The organism is Geothrix fermentans DSM 14018 (assembly GCF_000428885.1).
Classification (GTDB): Bacteria; Acidobacteriota; Holophagae; order Holophagales; family Holophagaceae; genus Geothrix; species Geothrix fermentans.
On sequence record NZ_AUAU01000007.1, the window covers coordinates 90294 to 104217 of the forward strand.

Below are 13924 nucleotides of genomic sequence, written 5' to 3' on the forward strand. Positions count from 1 at the left end.
CCCCATGCGCCCTGCCCTCCTCGCCGTCGCCAGCCTGGCCGCCCTGGCCCTCGCGGCCCAGGACGAGCGGGGCTTCCTGGACTCCATGGGCCGCCTGGAGCGCCAGGACCCCGCCGGGAAGAAGGACTTGGAGGACGGCAGCCCCCTGCGGGCCGCGGCCCTGACCATGGATCCCGCCAAGGGCACGGAGCGGGCCCGCTATGCCGCCGCCTCCTGGCTCTGGGCCACCAACCTGATCCGCGGCCCCCGCCCCGGCAAGGACCAGACCTACCTCCAGGCCGTCCGCGGGCAGGCGGACCTGCTGAAGGCCTGGGCCCTGCTGGAGACCGTGGGCGGCGACCTGGCCCGTCCCCGGGACGGCATGCGGCTGGAGATCGCCTGGCGCCTGCTGGACATCGACCGCATGCGGACGGCCTACACCGCCGTGTCCGCCCGGCCCGACCTGAGCGTCCGCGAGCTGGTCCACGCCTTCTTCGTCTCCGCGCACCTCGGCGACTGGGCGGCCATGAAGAAGCACGCCCAGGCCCTCGTGGCCCAGGGGGGGCAGCTGGACGGCCTCCACGCCGCCGCCGAGGGCACCCCGACCATGGTCGACTACGAATCGCTGCTGAAGGCGGTGGAGGCGGGGCGGCCGGGCCGCGATCCGGGCTCCCTGGCCATCCGCGGCTACCGCATCATGGCGCAGCGGGCCAAGGTCCGGCGCGTCACCGGCAGCGACAAGGCCCTCCTCCGGGAATCCGAGGCCTGGCCCCGGGATTGGGTGCCCAAGCCCGACGCCGTGGCCGAGCTGCTCCAGCTGGGGGCCGTGGCCCACTGGGCCGAAGGGGCCGGCCAGCCCCCGCTCTCCGGCTTCATCGAGCCCGGACGGCTGTACCTGGTGGGCTACCGGATGGCCCTGGGCGAGTCCGGGGACGGGGGCCGCCAGGAGCAGGCGTGGGACCTGCGGCCCGACGCCCTGGCCCCGGGCCGCTGGGCCGGCACCCACACTCTGACAGCCTGGAAGGGGGGCGCGGATCCCAAGTCCCCGCCCGCGCTCCAGGTGACCTTCGACGTGGTCTTGGACCTGGTTCCCCCGGATCTCCGGCCAAGTCCGGCCCCGCGCTAGGAAGGGCTCTCCGCGGTCATGCCCTCCCTGCGCAGCTCGTTCATCGACGACCAAGGCACCGTCCGCAGCGGCTGGCGGATCCTCCAGTTCACCCTGCTCCTCGGCGTGCTGAACCTCGCCGTCGCCCCCCTGTGGCCCGCCCCCTTGCGGGGCCAGATCCCCGACCGCTGGATCGACACGGCCGTCGTCCTCGCGGCCACCTGGCTCTGCCTCCGGACCGAGGGGCGCCCCCTGGCGGAAGCGGGACTCCGCGCGGATGGACGCTTCCTCCGGGAGATCACCCTGGGCACCCTGGGCGGCGCGGCGGTCATGCTGGCGACGGCGGGGCTCATCGGCGCGCTGGGGGGGTTCCACTGGATTCGCACCCCGGGCACGGGCCTGCGGGACCTGCTTGCCGGAGCCTCGGTCTACCTCGCCGTGGCCGGTTTCGAGGAGCTCCTCTTCCGGGGCTACGCCTTCCAGCGGGCCGTGCGGGGTCTGGGCTTCGCCGGAGCCCAGGCCGTCTTCGCCGCGGCCTTCGTGGCCGCCCACTGGAGCAACCCCGGCATGACCGGCGCCACCCGGATCTGGGCCGCCCTGAACATCGCCCTGGCGGGGTTGATGCTGGGCCTCTGCTGGCGGCGCACCGGCAGCCTGGCCCTGCCCATCGGCGTGCACCTGGGCTGGAACTGGACCCAGGGCACCCTCCTGGGCTTCGGCGTGAGCGGCACCGAAGGGGCCGGCTGGTGGACGCCGGTCTTCCACGGCCGCCCCGAGTGGCTCACGGGCGGGGCCTTCGGGCTGGAGGCCAGCGCCGTCTGCGCCCTGGTCTGCGGGGCGGCGATCCTGGGGCTGTGGCGCTGGCGCGGAATCAGTGGCGGTGGTTCTTCCAGAGCTTCGGAATCTTGACCCCGGCACCCATCACCAGGCGCATCTCGCTGGTGGGGACGAAGCCCATGCGCTGGTAGAGCCCCTCGGCCTCGCGGCTGGCGTGCAGCTCCATGATCTCCAGGCCGCAGTCGCGGGCCAGGTCCCGGGCCGCCTCCGTGAGCCGGGCGGCCAGCCCCTGCCGGCGGTGCGAGGGCTCCGTGTAGATGTTGAAGAGGTAGCCGCGGACGGAGATGGGCGACACCGGCGTGGGGAGGGACTCCTTCATCAGCATGAGCACGCCGGCCACGGGACGGCCCTCGTCCTCCATGAGGAAGCCCCGGCACTGGCCCGACACCAGCCAGTTCCGCAACTGGACGCGGAAGATCTCCGCCATGCGCCGCAGCCCCTCCGCCGAGCCCGGCTCCAGGTCGCGGAACAGGGCCAGGCGATGGGCCACGTGGGTCTCCACGTCGGCGATCGAGGACGGACGGAGGGCGAGGCTCATGGGCCCAGTGTAGGCGTTATCCTGGGCCATGCACTACGCGGCCCTGGCCTCGGGTTCCAAGGGGAACTGCCACGCCCTGTCCGACGGGGGGCGGACGCTGCTCGTCGACGCGGGCATCTCCCTGCTCCAGATCCGCAGCCGCCTGGCAGCTCTCGAATGGGACGCGGACTCGATCCGGGCCGTGGCCATCACCCACGAACACTCGGACCACATCGGCGCCCTCGGGGTGATCCTCCGCCGAACGGACTGGGCCATCCTGGCCACCGCCGCCACGCGCGCCGCCGTGGAGCAGGCCCAGGGGCTTCAGATCCCCCCCTCGCGCTGGGTCGAGCTGGAGGCCGGCCGGCCCAGGGACTGGGCGGGCTGGCGGGTGCTGCCCTTCTCCCTGCCCCACGATGCGGAGGATCCGGTGGCCTACCGCATCGAGGCCGGCGGGGCCGCCTCTGCCATCGTGACGGACCTCGGCTGCCCCACGGCCCTGGTGGCGGATCACCTCCAGGACCTGGACCTGCTGGTGCTGGAGGCCAACCACGATGTGGACATGCTGCGGGAGGGCGACTATCCGGCCCGGCTCAAGGCCCGCATCCTCAGCCGCGTGGGCCACCTCAGCAACGCCGCCATGGCCGAACTGCTGGGGCGGGTGCTCGCCCCGCGGCTGCGGCAGGTGGTGCTGGCCCACCTGAGCGAATCCAACAACGACCCCGCCCTGGCCCGCCTCGCCGCCGAGGAGGTCCTCCGCGGCAGCGCCGCCACCCTGCACGTGGCCCACCAGCGGGTGCCCCTCGCCCTGCCCCCGGTGGCCTGACCCTTCGTGAGCCCCATGATCCGACCCGCCCTCCTCTCCCTCCTCCTGGCCCTGTCCCTTGGGGCCCAAGGCGCCCCGACCGCGCCGCCCAGCCTGCGTGAGGCCGTGGAGCGCTTCGACGCGGCCCAGGCCCAGGTGCAGACACTCCAGTGCCCCTTCACTCTCACCCTGCGCCGGGCCCTGCTGAAGACCCCCTCGGTGACGAAGGGGACCCTCTACCTGCAGGGCTCGGACTTCGTCCACTTCGCCTTCCAGCCGCCGGAGGACCTGATCCTCCACCTCACCCCCAAGGCCCTCATCTCCTACAGCCCCGAAGCCAAGGCGGGCGAGCTGATGAAGATCGGGATCATCAAGAACGCCAACCGCAAGTTCCTGGGCCTGGGCCAGAAGCTCAGCTACCTTTCGGAGTATTTCCAGATCCGCCTGGTGGAGGCCAAAGACCCGGCCGGCACCTGGCTCCTGGCCATGACGCCCCGGACCCTGTCCATGCGGAAGCGGATGCAGGCCCTGGATCTCTGGGTGGACAAGGAGACCTGGCTCCCCCGGCAGGTGCAGTGGGTGGAGCGCAGCGGGGACTCCTGGCTCGTGGAGCTGGGGCCCCTCCGCGTCAACCAGCCGCTCCCTCCCGCCGTGACCGGCTTCAAGCTCCCGGAGGGCATCCCCCTGCGGAGCGACTTCAGCTTCTTCGCCACCCGGAAGAAGTAGCGGTAGACTGCACAGGAGATCACACGGGGGCCCGATGATTGTGGTGTGCCCGGCCTGCCAGGCCCGCTTCCAGTACGACGACAGCCGGTTCGGCACCGCCCGGGCCAAGCGGTTCAAGTGCCCGAAGTGCGCCAACCTCTTCGAGGTGGCGAACCCCGTCATGGCCCTGGCCGCCGCCGAACCCGCCCCGCCGCCGCCCGCCCCGTCCGTTCCCGAGCCGGTCCAGGAACCCCCCGCCGAGGCCACCCTGGCCTCGGCCTTCACCACGGCCCGGCGGGACCGCGACTCCATCCTCGTGGCCGCGGGCCTCCAGAAGGCTGGCCTGCCCTCGGGCTTCAAGTTCAGCCTGGCCTTCCTCTCGGGCCCCCAGGCCTCCACGGTCCAGGTGCTGGATCGCCCCCTGATCGTCATCGGGCGCGAGGACGGGGACGTCATCACGCAGGATCCCGAGACCTCCCGCCGCCACGCGGTGCTGGAGATCCGCGGGGACGGCACCGTGTGGATCACCGACCAGGACTCCACCAACGGCACCCAAGTCAACGGCGAGCGCATCACGGGACCGGTCCAGCTCATCAGCCAGCAGGAGTTCACCTGCGGGAACAGCACCTTCATGCTGCTGGTGCGCAACACCACCGAATACCCCCTGCACTGAGCCCCCTCCGACCGATCCGAGTGACCCCCCGAGCGACGCCATGACGCCAGATCCCTACGCGCCCTACCTCCGCCAGGCGGACCAGCTCTTCGCCCAGGGGGAGGTCGTCAAGGCCGGGCAGATCTGGCAGGCCATCCTCAAGCAGCAGCCCGCCCACGCCGAATCCCGCCAGCGCCTGCTGGCCCTGCGGGCGCACCTGCTGGCCCAGCAGGAGGCCGCCCGGGCCGCGGCGGTGCCACCACCCGCTCCGCGCCCGGAACCTGTGCCTGCCCCCGTTTCGGCCCCGGCGCCCGTTCCCCCGCCGCCCCCCGTCCGGGTGGAGGCCGAGGCGGCTCCCGCCATCCGCGTCGCCGTGCCCGTGGCGCCCCCCGCCGCCACCTCGGCCCCGGCACCCGCCGCTCCTGCTCCGCCGGCCCCGGCCCCAGGAGTGGAGCCGGACCGGCTGCTCATCGAGGGCTGCACGCTCTACGACATGGGGCAGGTCCCGGATGCCCTCCAGAAGTGGGAGCAGGTCCTGGCCCTCGACCCCACCCACAGCCTGGCCCTGGGCTATGCCAACGGCGCCCGCCGGGAGCTGGGGCTGCCCCCTCTCCAGGCCTCTGCCCCCGCCACCCCCGCGGAGGAGCCCCCCCCGGCGGCCGAGGAGGATGTGGCCAAGCTGCTGCGGGAGGCCGTGCAGCTCTACGACATGGGGCTCACGGAGGAGGCCATCGCCAAGTGGGAGCACGTGCTCGTCCTGGAGCCCCACCGCGAGGAGATCCACGGCTACCTGCGCGAAGCCCGGAAGGAGCTCACCCAGTCCGGGAGCCAGTCGGCCCCGCAGCCTGCGCCTCAACCCGCACCTCAACCTGCGGCAGCACCCGCTCCCCAGGTCGCGCCCCAGGCGGCCGCCCCCGCCCCGGCCCCAGTCCCGGCCGTGAGCCCCGAGGCCGAGGCCCTGGCCCTGAAGCTCCGCCAGGCGGACCACCTGCTGACCCTCCAGCGCCACGACGAGGCCGCCTTCACCTACCAGCAGGCCCTCCAACTGGCCCCCGGCAACCGGGAGGCCCTGGCGGGCCTGGAGCGCTGCCGGCGCCCTCAGCCCACGGCCACCGGCTCGGGCATCGCCCTGGACCTCCCCGACCGCATCGCCATGGCCGACGAGGAGCCCACCCTCATCGTCACGGATCCAGGCCGGGTGGAACCCCCAGCCTCCATGACCCGGACGGCCCCGCCCCCACGGGAGGGCCTCAGCCTCCCGAGCCGGCTCCAGGAAGCCTCGTCCAGCCTGCCCTGGCTGAAGGAGCCCAAGGTCTGGGCCATGGCCGGCGGCGGAGCCCTGGTCCTCACCGTGGGCCTGTACGCCCTCCACACCTACCGCAAGGACCAGGAGCTCAAGGAGGCCGTCAAGGCCGCCCGCACGGCGGCCCTGGCCCCCGTGATCCAGCAGGCCCAGTCCCCGGATCTCTCGGAGACCCCCGCGGCCATCCTCCGTGAGGGAGGGGACGTCCTGGAGTCCGACCCCGTGCGGGCCTACCTCCGGGCCCAGGCCGTGCTGGCCCAGAACCCCGGGGACGCCGCCGCCGCCCAGCTGCTGGAGAAGGCCCGGGCCGCCCTGCCCACCGGGGGCGCCGCCGGGGCCACCCTCGCCGAGTTCCAGAAGCACCTCCAGGCCGGTGACCTGGATGCCGCCGCCAAGGTCATGGACGCCCTCCTGCGGGTCCAGCCCGACGATCCGGCCCTGCGGTCCCGGGCCGCCCGCCTCCAGCTGGCCTTCTGCGAGGCCCACCTGGGCCAGGGCAAGTGGGGCGAAGCCACCGAGGACCTGCGCCGGGGCCGGGCCCTCCTCCCCGGTGACAAGTCCTGGCAGGCCCGCCTCCTCCTGCTCGAGCGGGTGAAGGCCATGCCCAAGGCCCAGCAGGCCGCCTGGATTCCGCTGCTGGGTTGATGGGTGGGCTGATCAGCCCACCCAGACTTCCGGCGGCACGGGATGGCTCAGGAAGTGGGTCATCCCTTCGTTGAGGCCGTAGGCCCCGGCGGTGCCGAAGGCCAGCAGGTCGCCGGCCGCCAGCTCCGGCAGGCGCACCTCACCCAGGCGGTCCAGGCTCGTGCAGAGGGGGCCCGCCAGGGTGTATGGCACGGCCCCTCCACCCTTGCCCACGGCCCGCACCGGGAAGGGCTGGCCCGTGAGCAGGGGGCGGATCAGGTGGTTGATGCCGCCCTCCAGGATGGCGAACCGGGTGCCGCGGCTCTCCTTGATGCGCACCACCCGGGCCAGGTAGAGGCCGCAGGGACCCGCCAGGAAGCGGCCCGGCTCCAGGATCAGCTCGCCCTTGAACCAGGGATGCCGCGCCAACAGATCGGACAGGTTCTGTCCAAAAGCAGCCAGGTCCAGGGGAGCCTCGTCCGGCGCGTAGGGCACACCCAGGCCGCCGCCCAGGTCGATCTGCTCGAATGCCAGGCCGTGGGCCTCGTTCAGCCGCCGGGCCAGGTCCAGCACCGCGCCGTGGATGGCCCCCAGCTTGGCCGCGTCCCGCTGGTTGCTGGCCGCGAAGACGTGCAGGCCCTTGATGCGCACGTGGTCTAGCTTCGCGGCCTTCTCAAGCAGGGCCGGCACATCCTCCTCATCCACGCCGAAGGCCGAGGGGCCGCTGCCGCCGATGATGCGGTTGCCCTCGTCGATGTCGAAGGCCGGGTGCACGCGCAGGTTCACCGTCGTCTCGCGGGTGGCCAGGGCATCGAGGCGGGCCAGGTCCTCGAAGCCCTCCGCTTGGACGCGAACGCCCATGTACAGGGCCTTCTGGAGTTCCGCCTCCCGCTTGCCCGGCCCGGCGAAAAAGGTCCGGCCCGCCGGCAGGCGCAGGGCTTCCACCCGCTCCAGCTCCCCGATGGAGGCGCAGTCGAAGCTGGCCCCCAACCCCGCGAAGCAGCGCAGCAGCTCCGGATGGGGGTTGGCCTTCACCGCGTAGGCGATGCGCACCCGCTCGGGCAGCACCCCGCGCAGGGAGGTGAACTGCCCCGCCGCGGCCGCGGCGGAGTAGGCGAAGCAGGGCGTGCCGTGGGTCTCGGCGAGGGATCGGCACTGGGCGTCATCGAAGGCGAAAAGCATGGGAACCTCAAACCGCGGAGAAGGCTCTGTCAGTTCTTCCAGTAGGGTGCCAACCGCTTCACGCCCTCGCGCAGCTGCTCGGGGGTGGCGGCGAAGCTCAGGCGGGCGTGGCGGCGCCCGCCTTCGCCGAAGGCCAGGCCGGGGATGAGGACCACCTTGGCCTCGTCGCGCAGCTTCAGGCAGAAGGCCACGGGATCGGCGTGGGCGGCTTCGGGCAGGGCCATGAAGTGGTAGAAGGTGCCGTCCGGAGGCGCCACGGTCTGGCCCAGCTCCTCGCGCAGGGCCCCGGCCAGGGCCTCCCAGCGCGCCCCCACGGCGGCCCGGGCCTCGGCCAGCACGGTGTCCGAGTGCTCGATCAGGGCGAGCGCGGCCCACTGGGCGGGTGTGGCCGTGCCCGTCACCGCATAGCCGTGCACCGTGCGGGCGGGCAGGAGCCAGGCGGGATCGCCCACGGCCCAGCCCACGCGCAGGCCCGGCGCACCCCAGCCCTTGCTCACGGAGCTGGTGACCACACCCCGGTCGGTCACGTCCCGCAGGCTGGGGCAGCGGGTGCCGAAGTGCAGGTCGCGGTAGACCTCGTCGGAGATGAGCAGCACGCCCCGGGCCACACAGGCGTCGGCCACACGCTTCAGGGCCTCCAGGCTGCCGCCGCCGCCGGTGGGATTGGAGGGCAGGTTGAGGATCACCACGGACACATCCGGTGTGGCCTCCAGCACGCGGATCAGTTCGTCGGCATCCAGGCGGAAGCGGTCGGCGGAGAGGCGGTAGGGCACGGGCTCCGCCCCGGCCATGAGGGCCAGCGCGGGATAGGCCACGAAGCCCGGATCGGGCACCAGCACCTTCGTCCCCGGATCCACCCAGGCCTGGAAGAGAGAGAAGAGGGCGCCCTGGGAGCCCGTGGTGATGAGCACCTCGTCCACATGGGCCCCGTGGAAGGCGGCCACGGCCTTGCGCAGGTCCAGCAGGCCCACGTGGGGCACATAAGCGCAGGGACCCGGCGCGCGCAGCAGGGCCCTCCGGCCCACCTCCGGCAGATCCCAGGTGGGCTCGCCCAGACCGAGGGGGATGGCGCCCTGGGGCGTGCCGTCCGTGATGGCGCGGATGGGCGAGGGCTTGAGCAGGGAGAGGCGGGAGGCGGGCTTCACGGAGTTCCTCAAAAGCAACAGATCACCACCAAGGCACCAAGACACCAAGAAAAGACAAAAGGCTTTTGCCGTTCTTGGTGCCTTGGTGTCTTGGTGGTTTGCACTTTGTCGTTCCTACCTCAGCGCCTGCTCGAGGGCGGTGGCGGCGTCGGTCCGGACATCTCGGTACTTGACGATGCAGGGGGCGGACACCTGGAGTCCGTGCGCCTTGGCGTAGTCCCCCGAGGCCGGGCGGGAGCCGGGCACCACCACGGCGCCCTCGGGCACCTCCTGGCGCAGCTCGCGGCCGTGCACCAGGTCGTAGATCACCGTGCTGCCCGTGATGACTACCCCGGAGGCGAGCACCGCGCGCTTGCGCACAACGATCCCCTCGAAGAGGCCCACCAGGCCGCCGACGAAGGCGTCGTCCTCCACGACCACGGGCCGGGCGCCTGCGGGCTCCAGCACGCCGCCGATCTGGGCCGCGGCGCTGAGGTGCACGCGCTTGCCTACTTGGGCGCAGCTGCCCACCAGGGCGTGGCTGTCCACCATGGTGCCCTCGTCCACGAAGGCCCCCACGTTCACGTAGGCCGGCGGCATGATCACCACGCCCTTGGCGATGTGGGCGCCGCGGCGGACGGAGGAGCCGCCGGGCACGAGGCGCACGCCGTCCTCCAGGCCGAAGTGGCGGGCCGGGTAGGCGGTCTTGTCGAACATGGGGAAGCCCGGGCCCGGCATCTCCACCAGGTTGGTCCGGCGGAAGCCGCAGAGGATGGCCTGCTTCACCCAGGGGTTGGCCTGCCAGCTGCCGTCGGGGCGCTGCTCGGCGGCCCGCACCTGGCCGGACTCCAGGGCCGACAGCAGCACCTGGTGCATGGCGGGCGACTGGGGATCCGCCACCAGCTCCTCCGGGGGGCGGCTGAAGAAATGGTGGATGGCACCGAGGTCGACGACCATCAGAACACTCCGGGGAAGGTGCCCTCGGCGGAGAGGCAGAGGGCCTCGGCCAGGCGGGTGCGGGTGGCGGCGGAAGCCGGGACCAGGGGCAGGCGCAGGCCGTCGCCGCAGAGGCCCAGCATGGCCAGGGCCGCCTTCAGGGGGATGGGGTTGCTCTCCAGGAACAGGGCGTCCATGAGGGGCAGCAGCTGCTGGTGCAGGCGCAGGGCCTCGGTGGTCCGCCCGGCGCGGGCGGCCTCGACCATGGCCGAGGTCTCCCGGGGCAGCACGTTGCCCAGCACGGAGACGAGCCCCGAGGCCCCCACGGCCAGGGCCGCCAGAGCCAGGTTGTCGTCACCGGAGAGGAGGGTCTTCCCCTTGGGCAGCTGGCGGGCGATCTCGGCGATCTGGGCCAGGTTGCCGCTGCTCTCCTTCACCGCCACCACCTGGGGGTTCTCCCAGAGCCGCGCCAGCGTCGGCGGGGTCACGTTCAGACCCGTCCGGCCCGGCACGTTGTAGGCGATGATCGGCAGGCCCGGCGCCGCCTCGGCCACGGCGGCGAAGTGCGCCACCAGGCCGTCGGGCGTGGGCTTGTTGTAGTAGGGCGTCACGACGAGGGCCCCCTGGGCGCCAAGGGTCTGGGCCCGCTTGGTCATGGCGGCGGCCTGGCGGGTGGCGTTGTGGCCCGTGCCCACCACCACGGGGCGGCCCCCGGCCTCCTCCAGGCAGGCGGCGATGATGGCGTCCCGCTCGGCCTCGAGGATGGTGGCGGCCTCGCCCGTGGAGCCCAGGGGCACCAGGGTCTTCGCGCCGCCGGCCGCCACGTGGCGCACCAGCTTGCGGAAGGCCGGCAGGTCCACCTCGCCCGCGGGCGTGAAGGGCGTGGCCAGCGCGACAGCGAGGCCGGAGAGATCGAGGGTCATGGTCTTCCTCCAGATGGCGGGGTATCGGGGCTTTGCCCAGAGACCCCGCGGGGGAGCACGAGGGGGGACGAAGAGCGAGCGCCGCGGGCGGGCGGTCCCCCCTCGTGAACATTATCGAAGAGGGGGTCGAGCAGATCGCTGGCCAGGTCATCCATGGTGAAGACGCCCTTGCGGCCATGGAGCCACTGGGCGGCGGCCAGGGCCCCCTGGGCGAAGGGGGCGCGGGAGCGGGCCCGGTGGGTGAGCTCCAGCACCTCCGCCGGGGCGTCGAGGCCCACGGTGTGCAGTCCGAACTCCGCCCCGGCCCGCACCACGCCGAGGCTCAGCTGGTGGGGCGCCGGGGTGCCGAGGGTCCATTCCGTCTTGCGGGGGCAGCCCGCCATCAGGGCCGCGGCCAGGGTCTTCGCCGTGCCCGAGGGGGCGTCCACCTTGAGGCGGTGGTGGTGCTCCACCAGGTAGGGATCCCGGGCGGGGTCCAGGGCGGCGAAGCGGCCCAGCACCGTGGCCAGGCGCGCCATGAGGGCCACGGAGAGGGAGAAGTTCGAGGCGGACAGCAGGCCGATGCGGCCACCCACCCGGGCCTCGAGATCGGGGATGGACCAGCCGGTGGTGCCGATCACAAGGTCCGTGCCAGTGCTCAGCGCCCAGTCCAGGTGGGTTTCCACGGCCTCCGCCACGCTGGCATCGATGACCACGTCGGCCACATCAGCATTGGAAATCGGAGTCTCTCCCCGGCCCACCTGCCAGGCCAGGGACCCACCGGCCTCGGCGGCGATGGCCGCGCCAAGCCGACCCCTCCCGAAGAGGCCGATACGGAGGGGGCGGAGGGGGCGAAGGCTCACGAGGCGCCCCCGGCGAGCACGTGATGGAGGCGGCGCAGGGCCTCGTCTCCCTGGTTCCGGCGCACCACGAGGCTCAGGTTGATCTCGTTGGCCCCCATGCTGATCATCTCGACGTTGATGTCGCCCAGGGCCGAGAGTAGGCGCGCGCCCAGGCCCGGCGTGGACTTGAGGCGCTCGCCCACGGCGGCGATGATGGCGCGGTCCTCGTTGACCTCCACCGTGGCGAAGGCCGAGAGGTCCTTGATCAGCGCCTTCAGGGGCATGTCCGCCTCCACCGTGAGGGAGACGCTCACCTCGGCGGTGGCCACGAGGTCCACGCTCACGCCCCGGCGCCCGAAGACCTCGAAGAGGCGGGCCAGGAAGCCGCTCTGGGCCAGCATGCGCGAGCTGCTCACGGTGAGCACCGTGACGGGTCCGCGGCTGGCCAGGGCCGTGATGGGACGGCCCGTGTGGACCTCTGAGGAGATGGTGGTGAAGCGGCCCTGCGGCTTCTGGGTGTGGCGCACGGTGACCGGGATGCGGGCCTCCACGGCGGGCTGGATGGTGGCCGGGTGGAGCACCTTGGCCCCGAAGGCCGCGAGCTCTGCAGCCTCGGCGAAGCTCAGCTCGGGGATGGGCAGGGCCTCGGGCACGATGCGGGGGTCGCAGGTGAGCACGCCCTCCACGTCGGTCCATATCTGCACCTCCGCCGCGCCCAGGGCCGCGCCGAAGAGGGCCGCGGAGAAGTCGCTGCCGCCCCGGCCCAGGGTGGTGGTGAGGCCGTCCTCCGTGGCGCCGATGTAGCCCTGGGTGACCACGGCCTTCCCGGGCCCCAGCAGGGGCTTCAGGTTCGCCGCCGCCAGGGTCTTGATGGCTTCCTGCTGCGGCGCGGCCTCGCCGAATACGGCGTCCGTGCGCACCACGCTGCGGGCGTCCACCCAGGCGCCGCCCACGAAGGCCGCGAAGATCCGCGTGGACAGCCGCTCGCCCAGGGAGGCGATGGCGTCCATGCTGCGGGGGCTCAGCTCGCGGAGCATGGCCACCCCCCTGAGCAGCAGCTCCATCTCCCCGAAGAGGCCCGTCAGGGCCGCGTCCAGCTCCTCGGGCACCGCGCCCGCGAAGAGGTCCTCCGCCGCCTTCCGGTGGGCGGCCATGAGTTTGCGCTGGCGCTCCATGGCGCCGCCCAGGTCGCCGGCCTCGGCCGCCTTGGCGGCATCGAAGAGGCCGTTGGTGGTCTTGCCCATGGCCGAGAGCACCACCAGGGGCGCCTGAGGGAGCGCCGCCTTCACCAAGCCCGCCACCTGCCGCATGCAGGCCGCGTCGGCCACGCTGCTTCCGCCGAACTTGAGGACGATCATCGGAGGTACCCCTTCGCATGGGCCAGCTCGGCGTTGAGGATGCTGCCACCGGCCGCGCCGCGCTCCGTGTTGTGGCCCAGAAGGGAGAACTTCACGCCCAGGATGGGGCAGGGCCGCAGGCGGCCCACGTGGACGCTCATGCCCTCGTCCTTCTCCACGTCGCGCCGCACCTGGGGCCGATCCTCCAGGGTGTGGACATGGATGGGAACGGGCGGGGCGGAGTGAAGCTTGAGCTGCTGGGGCTCGGGGCGCCAGGTCTCCCACGCCTCCCGCACGGCGTCGAGGGAGGGGTTCCCCTTCAGCTTCACGCTCACGGCCTCCGTGTGGCCCTCGATGACCGGCACGCGGTGGCACATGGCGCTCACCAGCATGGGGGCCAGCTCCACCTCCTTGCCCGTGAAGCGGCCCAGCATCTTGGGCGTCTCCTCCTCCACCTTGGGCTCCTCGTTGCGGATGAAGGGGATGACGTTGCCCAGGATGTCCAGGCTGGCCACGCCGGGATAGCCGGCGCCGCTGATGGCCTGCATGGAGGTCATCATCACGGCCTCGATGCCGAAGGCCCGGTGCAGGGGCGCCAGGGCCATGACCAGCACGGTCGAGGTGCAGTTCGCGTTGGTGACGATGCCGCCGCTCCAGCCGTGGTGGTGGCGCTGGAGGTCCAGCAGGCCCAGGTGGTCGGCGTTCACCTCCGGCACCAGGAGCGGCACCTCCGGCGACATGCGGAAGGCCGCGGCGTTGGAGAACACCATGGACCCGGCCCGGGCGAACTCCGGCTCCAGCTCCTTGGCCGGGCCCGTGTCCAGGGCGCTGAAGACCACCGGCGAGAGCGCGAACTCCGGCGTGCCCTCGGCCATGACCTGGTCGCCCAGGCCGCCGTAGGGCTCGCCGTCCAGGCGCCAGGCGCAGGCGTCGCGGTAGCGCTTGCCGGCGCTGCGCTCGCTGGCGGCCAGGTGCTCCACGCGGAAGAGGGGGTGGTTGGCCAGCCGGCGCACGAAGCGCTGGCCGACGACGCCGGTGGCGCCCAGGACGGTGACGGGGATTTTGGCGGTCATG

14 protein-coding genes are annotated in these 13924 nt (G+C 72.8%); 6 read left to right on the forward strand and 8 right to left on the reverse strand.

All coding sequences use genetic code 11. The features are described from left to right. Window positions 1-4: 4 nt before the first annotated feature. Both G398_RS0102265 and G398_RS15590 read left to right on the forward strand, forming a co-directional pair. Window positions 5-1105 (forward strand): hypothetical protein, encoded by a 1101-nt coding sequence (locus G398_RS0102265; protein WP_026852393.1) that lies wholly within the window; start codon window positions 5-7, stop codon window positions 1103-1105. Between the two features lie 18 nt (window positions 1106-1123). Beyond that, window positions 1124-1993 carry a CPBP family intramembrane glutamic endopeptidase gene (locus tag G398_RS15590; RefSeq protein ID WP_052571183.1) on the forward strand — a complete coding sequence of 290 codons (870 nt, stop codon included), beginning with the start codon at window positions 1124-1126 and terminating at the stop codon, window positions 1991-1993. Here the strand turns inward: G398_RS15590 and G398_RS15595 are convergent. Next, a complete protein-coding gene (locus G398_RS15595; RefSeq protein WP_052571185.1) occupies window positions 1956-2459 on the reverse strand; it encodes a GNAT family N-acetyltransferase in 504 nt (167 codons plus the stop codon). The two genes, G398_RS15590 and G398_RS15595, sit on opposite strands and share 38 nt — an antisense overlap. Window positions 2460-2487: 28 nt before the next feature. Between G398_RS15595 and G398_RS15600 the strand changes: the two genes are divergently transcribed. Genes G398_RS15600 through G398_RS21830 form a run of 4 tightly spaced genes read left to right on the forward strand, consistent with a single transcriptional unit; the run spans window position 2488 to window position 6548 of the window. Continuing rightward, window positions 2488-3264, forward strand: a complete 777-nt coding sequence (locus G398_RS15600; protein ID WP_043483136.1) for an MBL fold metallo-hydrolase — start codon at window positions 2488-2490, stop codon at window positions 3262-3264. 15 nt (window positions 3265-3279) lie between these two features. After that, complete coding sequence (locus tag G398_RS0102285; protein WP_026852394.1) at window positions 3280-3969, forward strand: LolA family protein; 690 nt, start codon at window positions 3280-3282, stop codon at window positions 3967-3969. Window positions 3970-4003: 34 nt separating this feature from the next. Then, window positions 4004-4621: an FHA domain-containing protein gene (locus G398_RS15605; RefSeq protein WP_043483138.1), complete on the forward strand. Its 618-nt coding sequence runs from the start codon at window positions 4004-4006 to the stop codon at window positions 4619-4621. Between the two features lie 40 nt (window positions 4622-4661). Beyond that, window positions 4662-6548: a tetratricopeptide repeat protein gene (locus G398_RS21830; RefSeq protein ID WP_026852395.1), complete on the forward strand. Its 1887-nt coding sequence runs from the start codon at window positions 4662-4664 to the stop codon at window positions 6546-6548. Between the two features lie 12 nt (window positions 6549-6560). On the opposite strand, the gene G398_RS15610 is transcribed toward G398_RS21830, so the two are convergent. The 7 genes from G398_RS15610 to asd form a co-directional block, all read right to left on the reverse strand. After that, window positions 6561-7709, reverse strand: a complete 1149-nt coding sequence (locus G398_RS15610; RefSeq protein ID WP_052571187.1) for a type III PLP-dependent enzyme domain-containing protein — start codon at window positions 7707-7709, stop codon at window positions 6561-6563. Between the two features lie 29 nt (window positions 7710-7738). Next, on the reverse strand, window positions 7739-8854 hold the full coding sequence (locus G398_RS0102305) for a pyridoxal phosphate-dependent aminotransferase (RefSeq protein ID WP_026852396.1): 1116 nt from the start codon (window positions 8852-8854) through the stop codon (window positions 7739-7741). 114 nt (window positions 8855-8968) lie between these two features. After that, window positions 8969-9790: a 2,3,4,5-tetrahydropyridine-2,6-dicarboxylate N-succinyltransferase gene (locus G398_RS0102310; RefSeq protein ID WP_052571189.1), complete on the reverse strand. Its 822-nt coding sequence runs from the start codon at window positions 9788-9790 to the stop codon at window positions 8969-8971. Further along, a complete protein-coding gene (gene dapA, locus G398_RS0102315) occupies window positions 9790-10692 on the reverse strand; it encodes a 4-hydroxy-tetrahydrodipicolinate synthase (RefSeq protein WP_026852398.1) in 903 nt (300 codons plus the stop codon). Before dapA ends, G398_RS0102310 begins: the two co-directional genes overlap by 1 nt. Then, window positions 10689-11534: a 4-hydroxy-tetrahydrodipicolinate reductase gene (locus G398_RS15615; RefSeq protein WP_084511861.1), complete on the reverse strand. Its 846-nt coding sequence runs from the start codon at window positions 11532-11534 to the stop codon at window positions 10689-10691. The genes dapA and G398_RS15615 overlap by 4 nt, the downstream gene beginning before the upstream one ends. Then, entirely contained in the window at window positions 11531-12871 is a 1341-nt protein-coding gene (gene lysC, locus G398_RS0102325; RefSeq protein WP_026852399.1) for a lysine-sensitive aspartokinase 3, read from the reverse strand. The genes G398_RS15615 and lysC overlap by 4 nt, the downstream gene beginning before the upstream one ends. Further along, complete coding sequence (asd, locus tag G398_RS0102330) at window positions 12868-13923, reverse strand: aspartate-semialdehyde dehydrogenase (RefSeq protein ID WP_026852400.1); 1056 nt, start codon at window positions 13921-13923, stop codon at window positions 12868-12870. The genes lysC and asd overlap by 4 nt, the downstream gene beginning before the upstream one ends. Window position 13924: the final 1 nt, after the last annotated feature.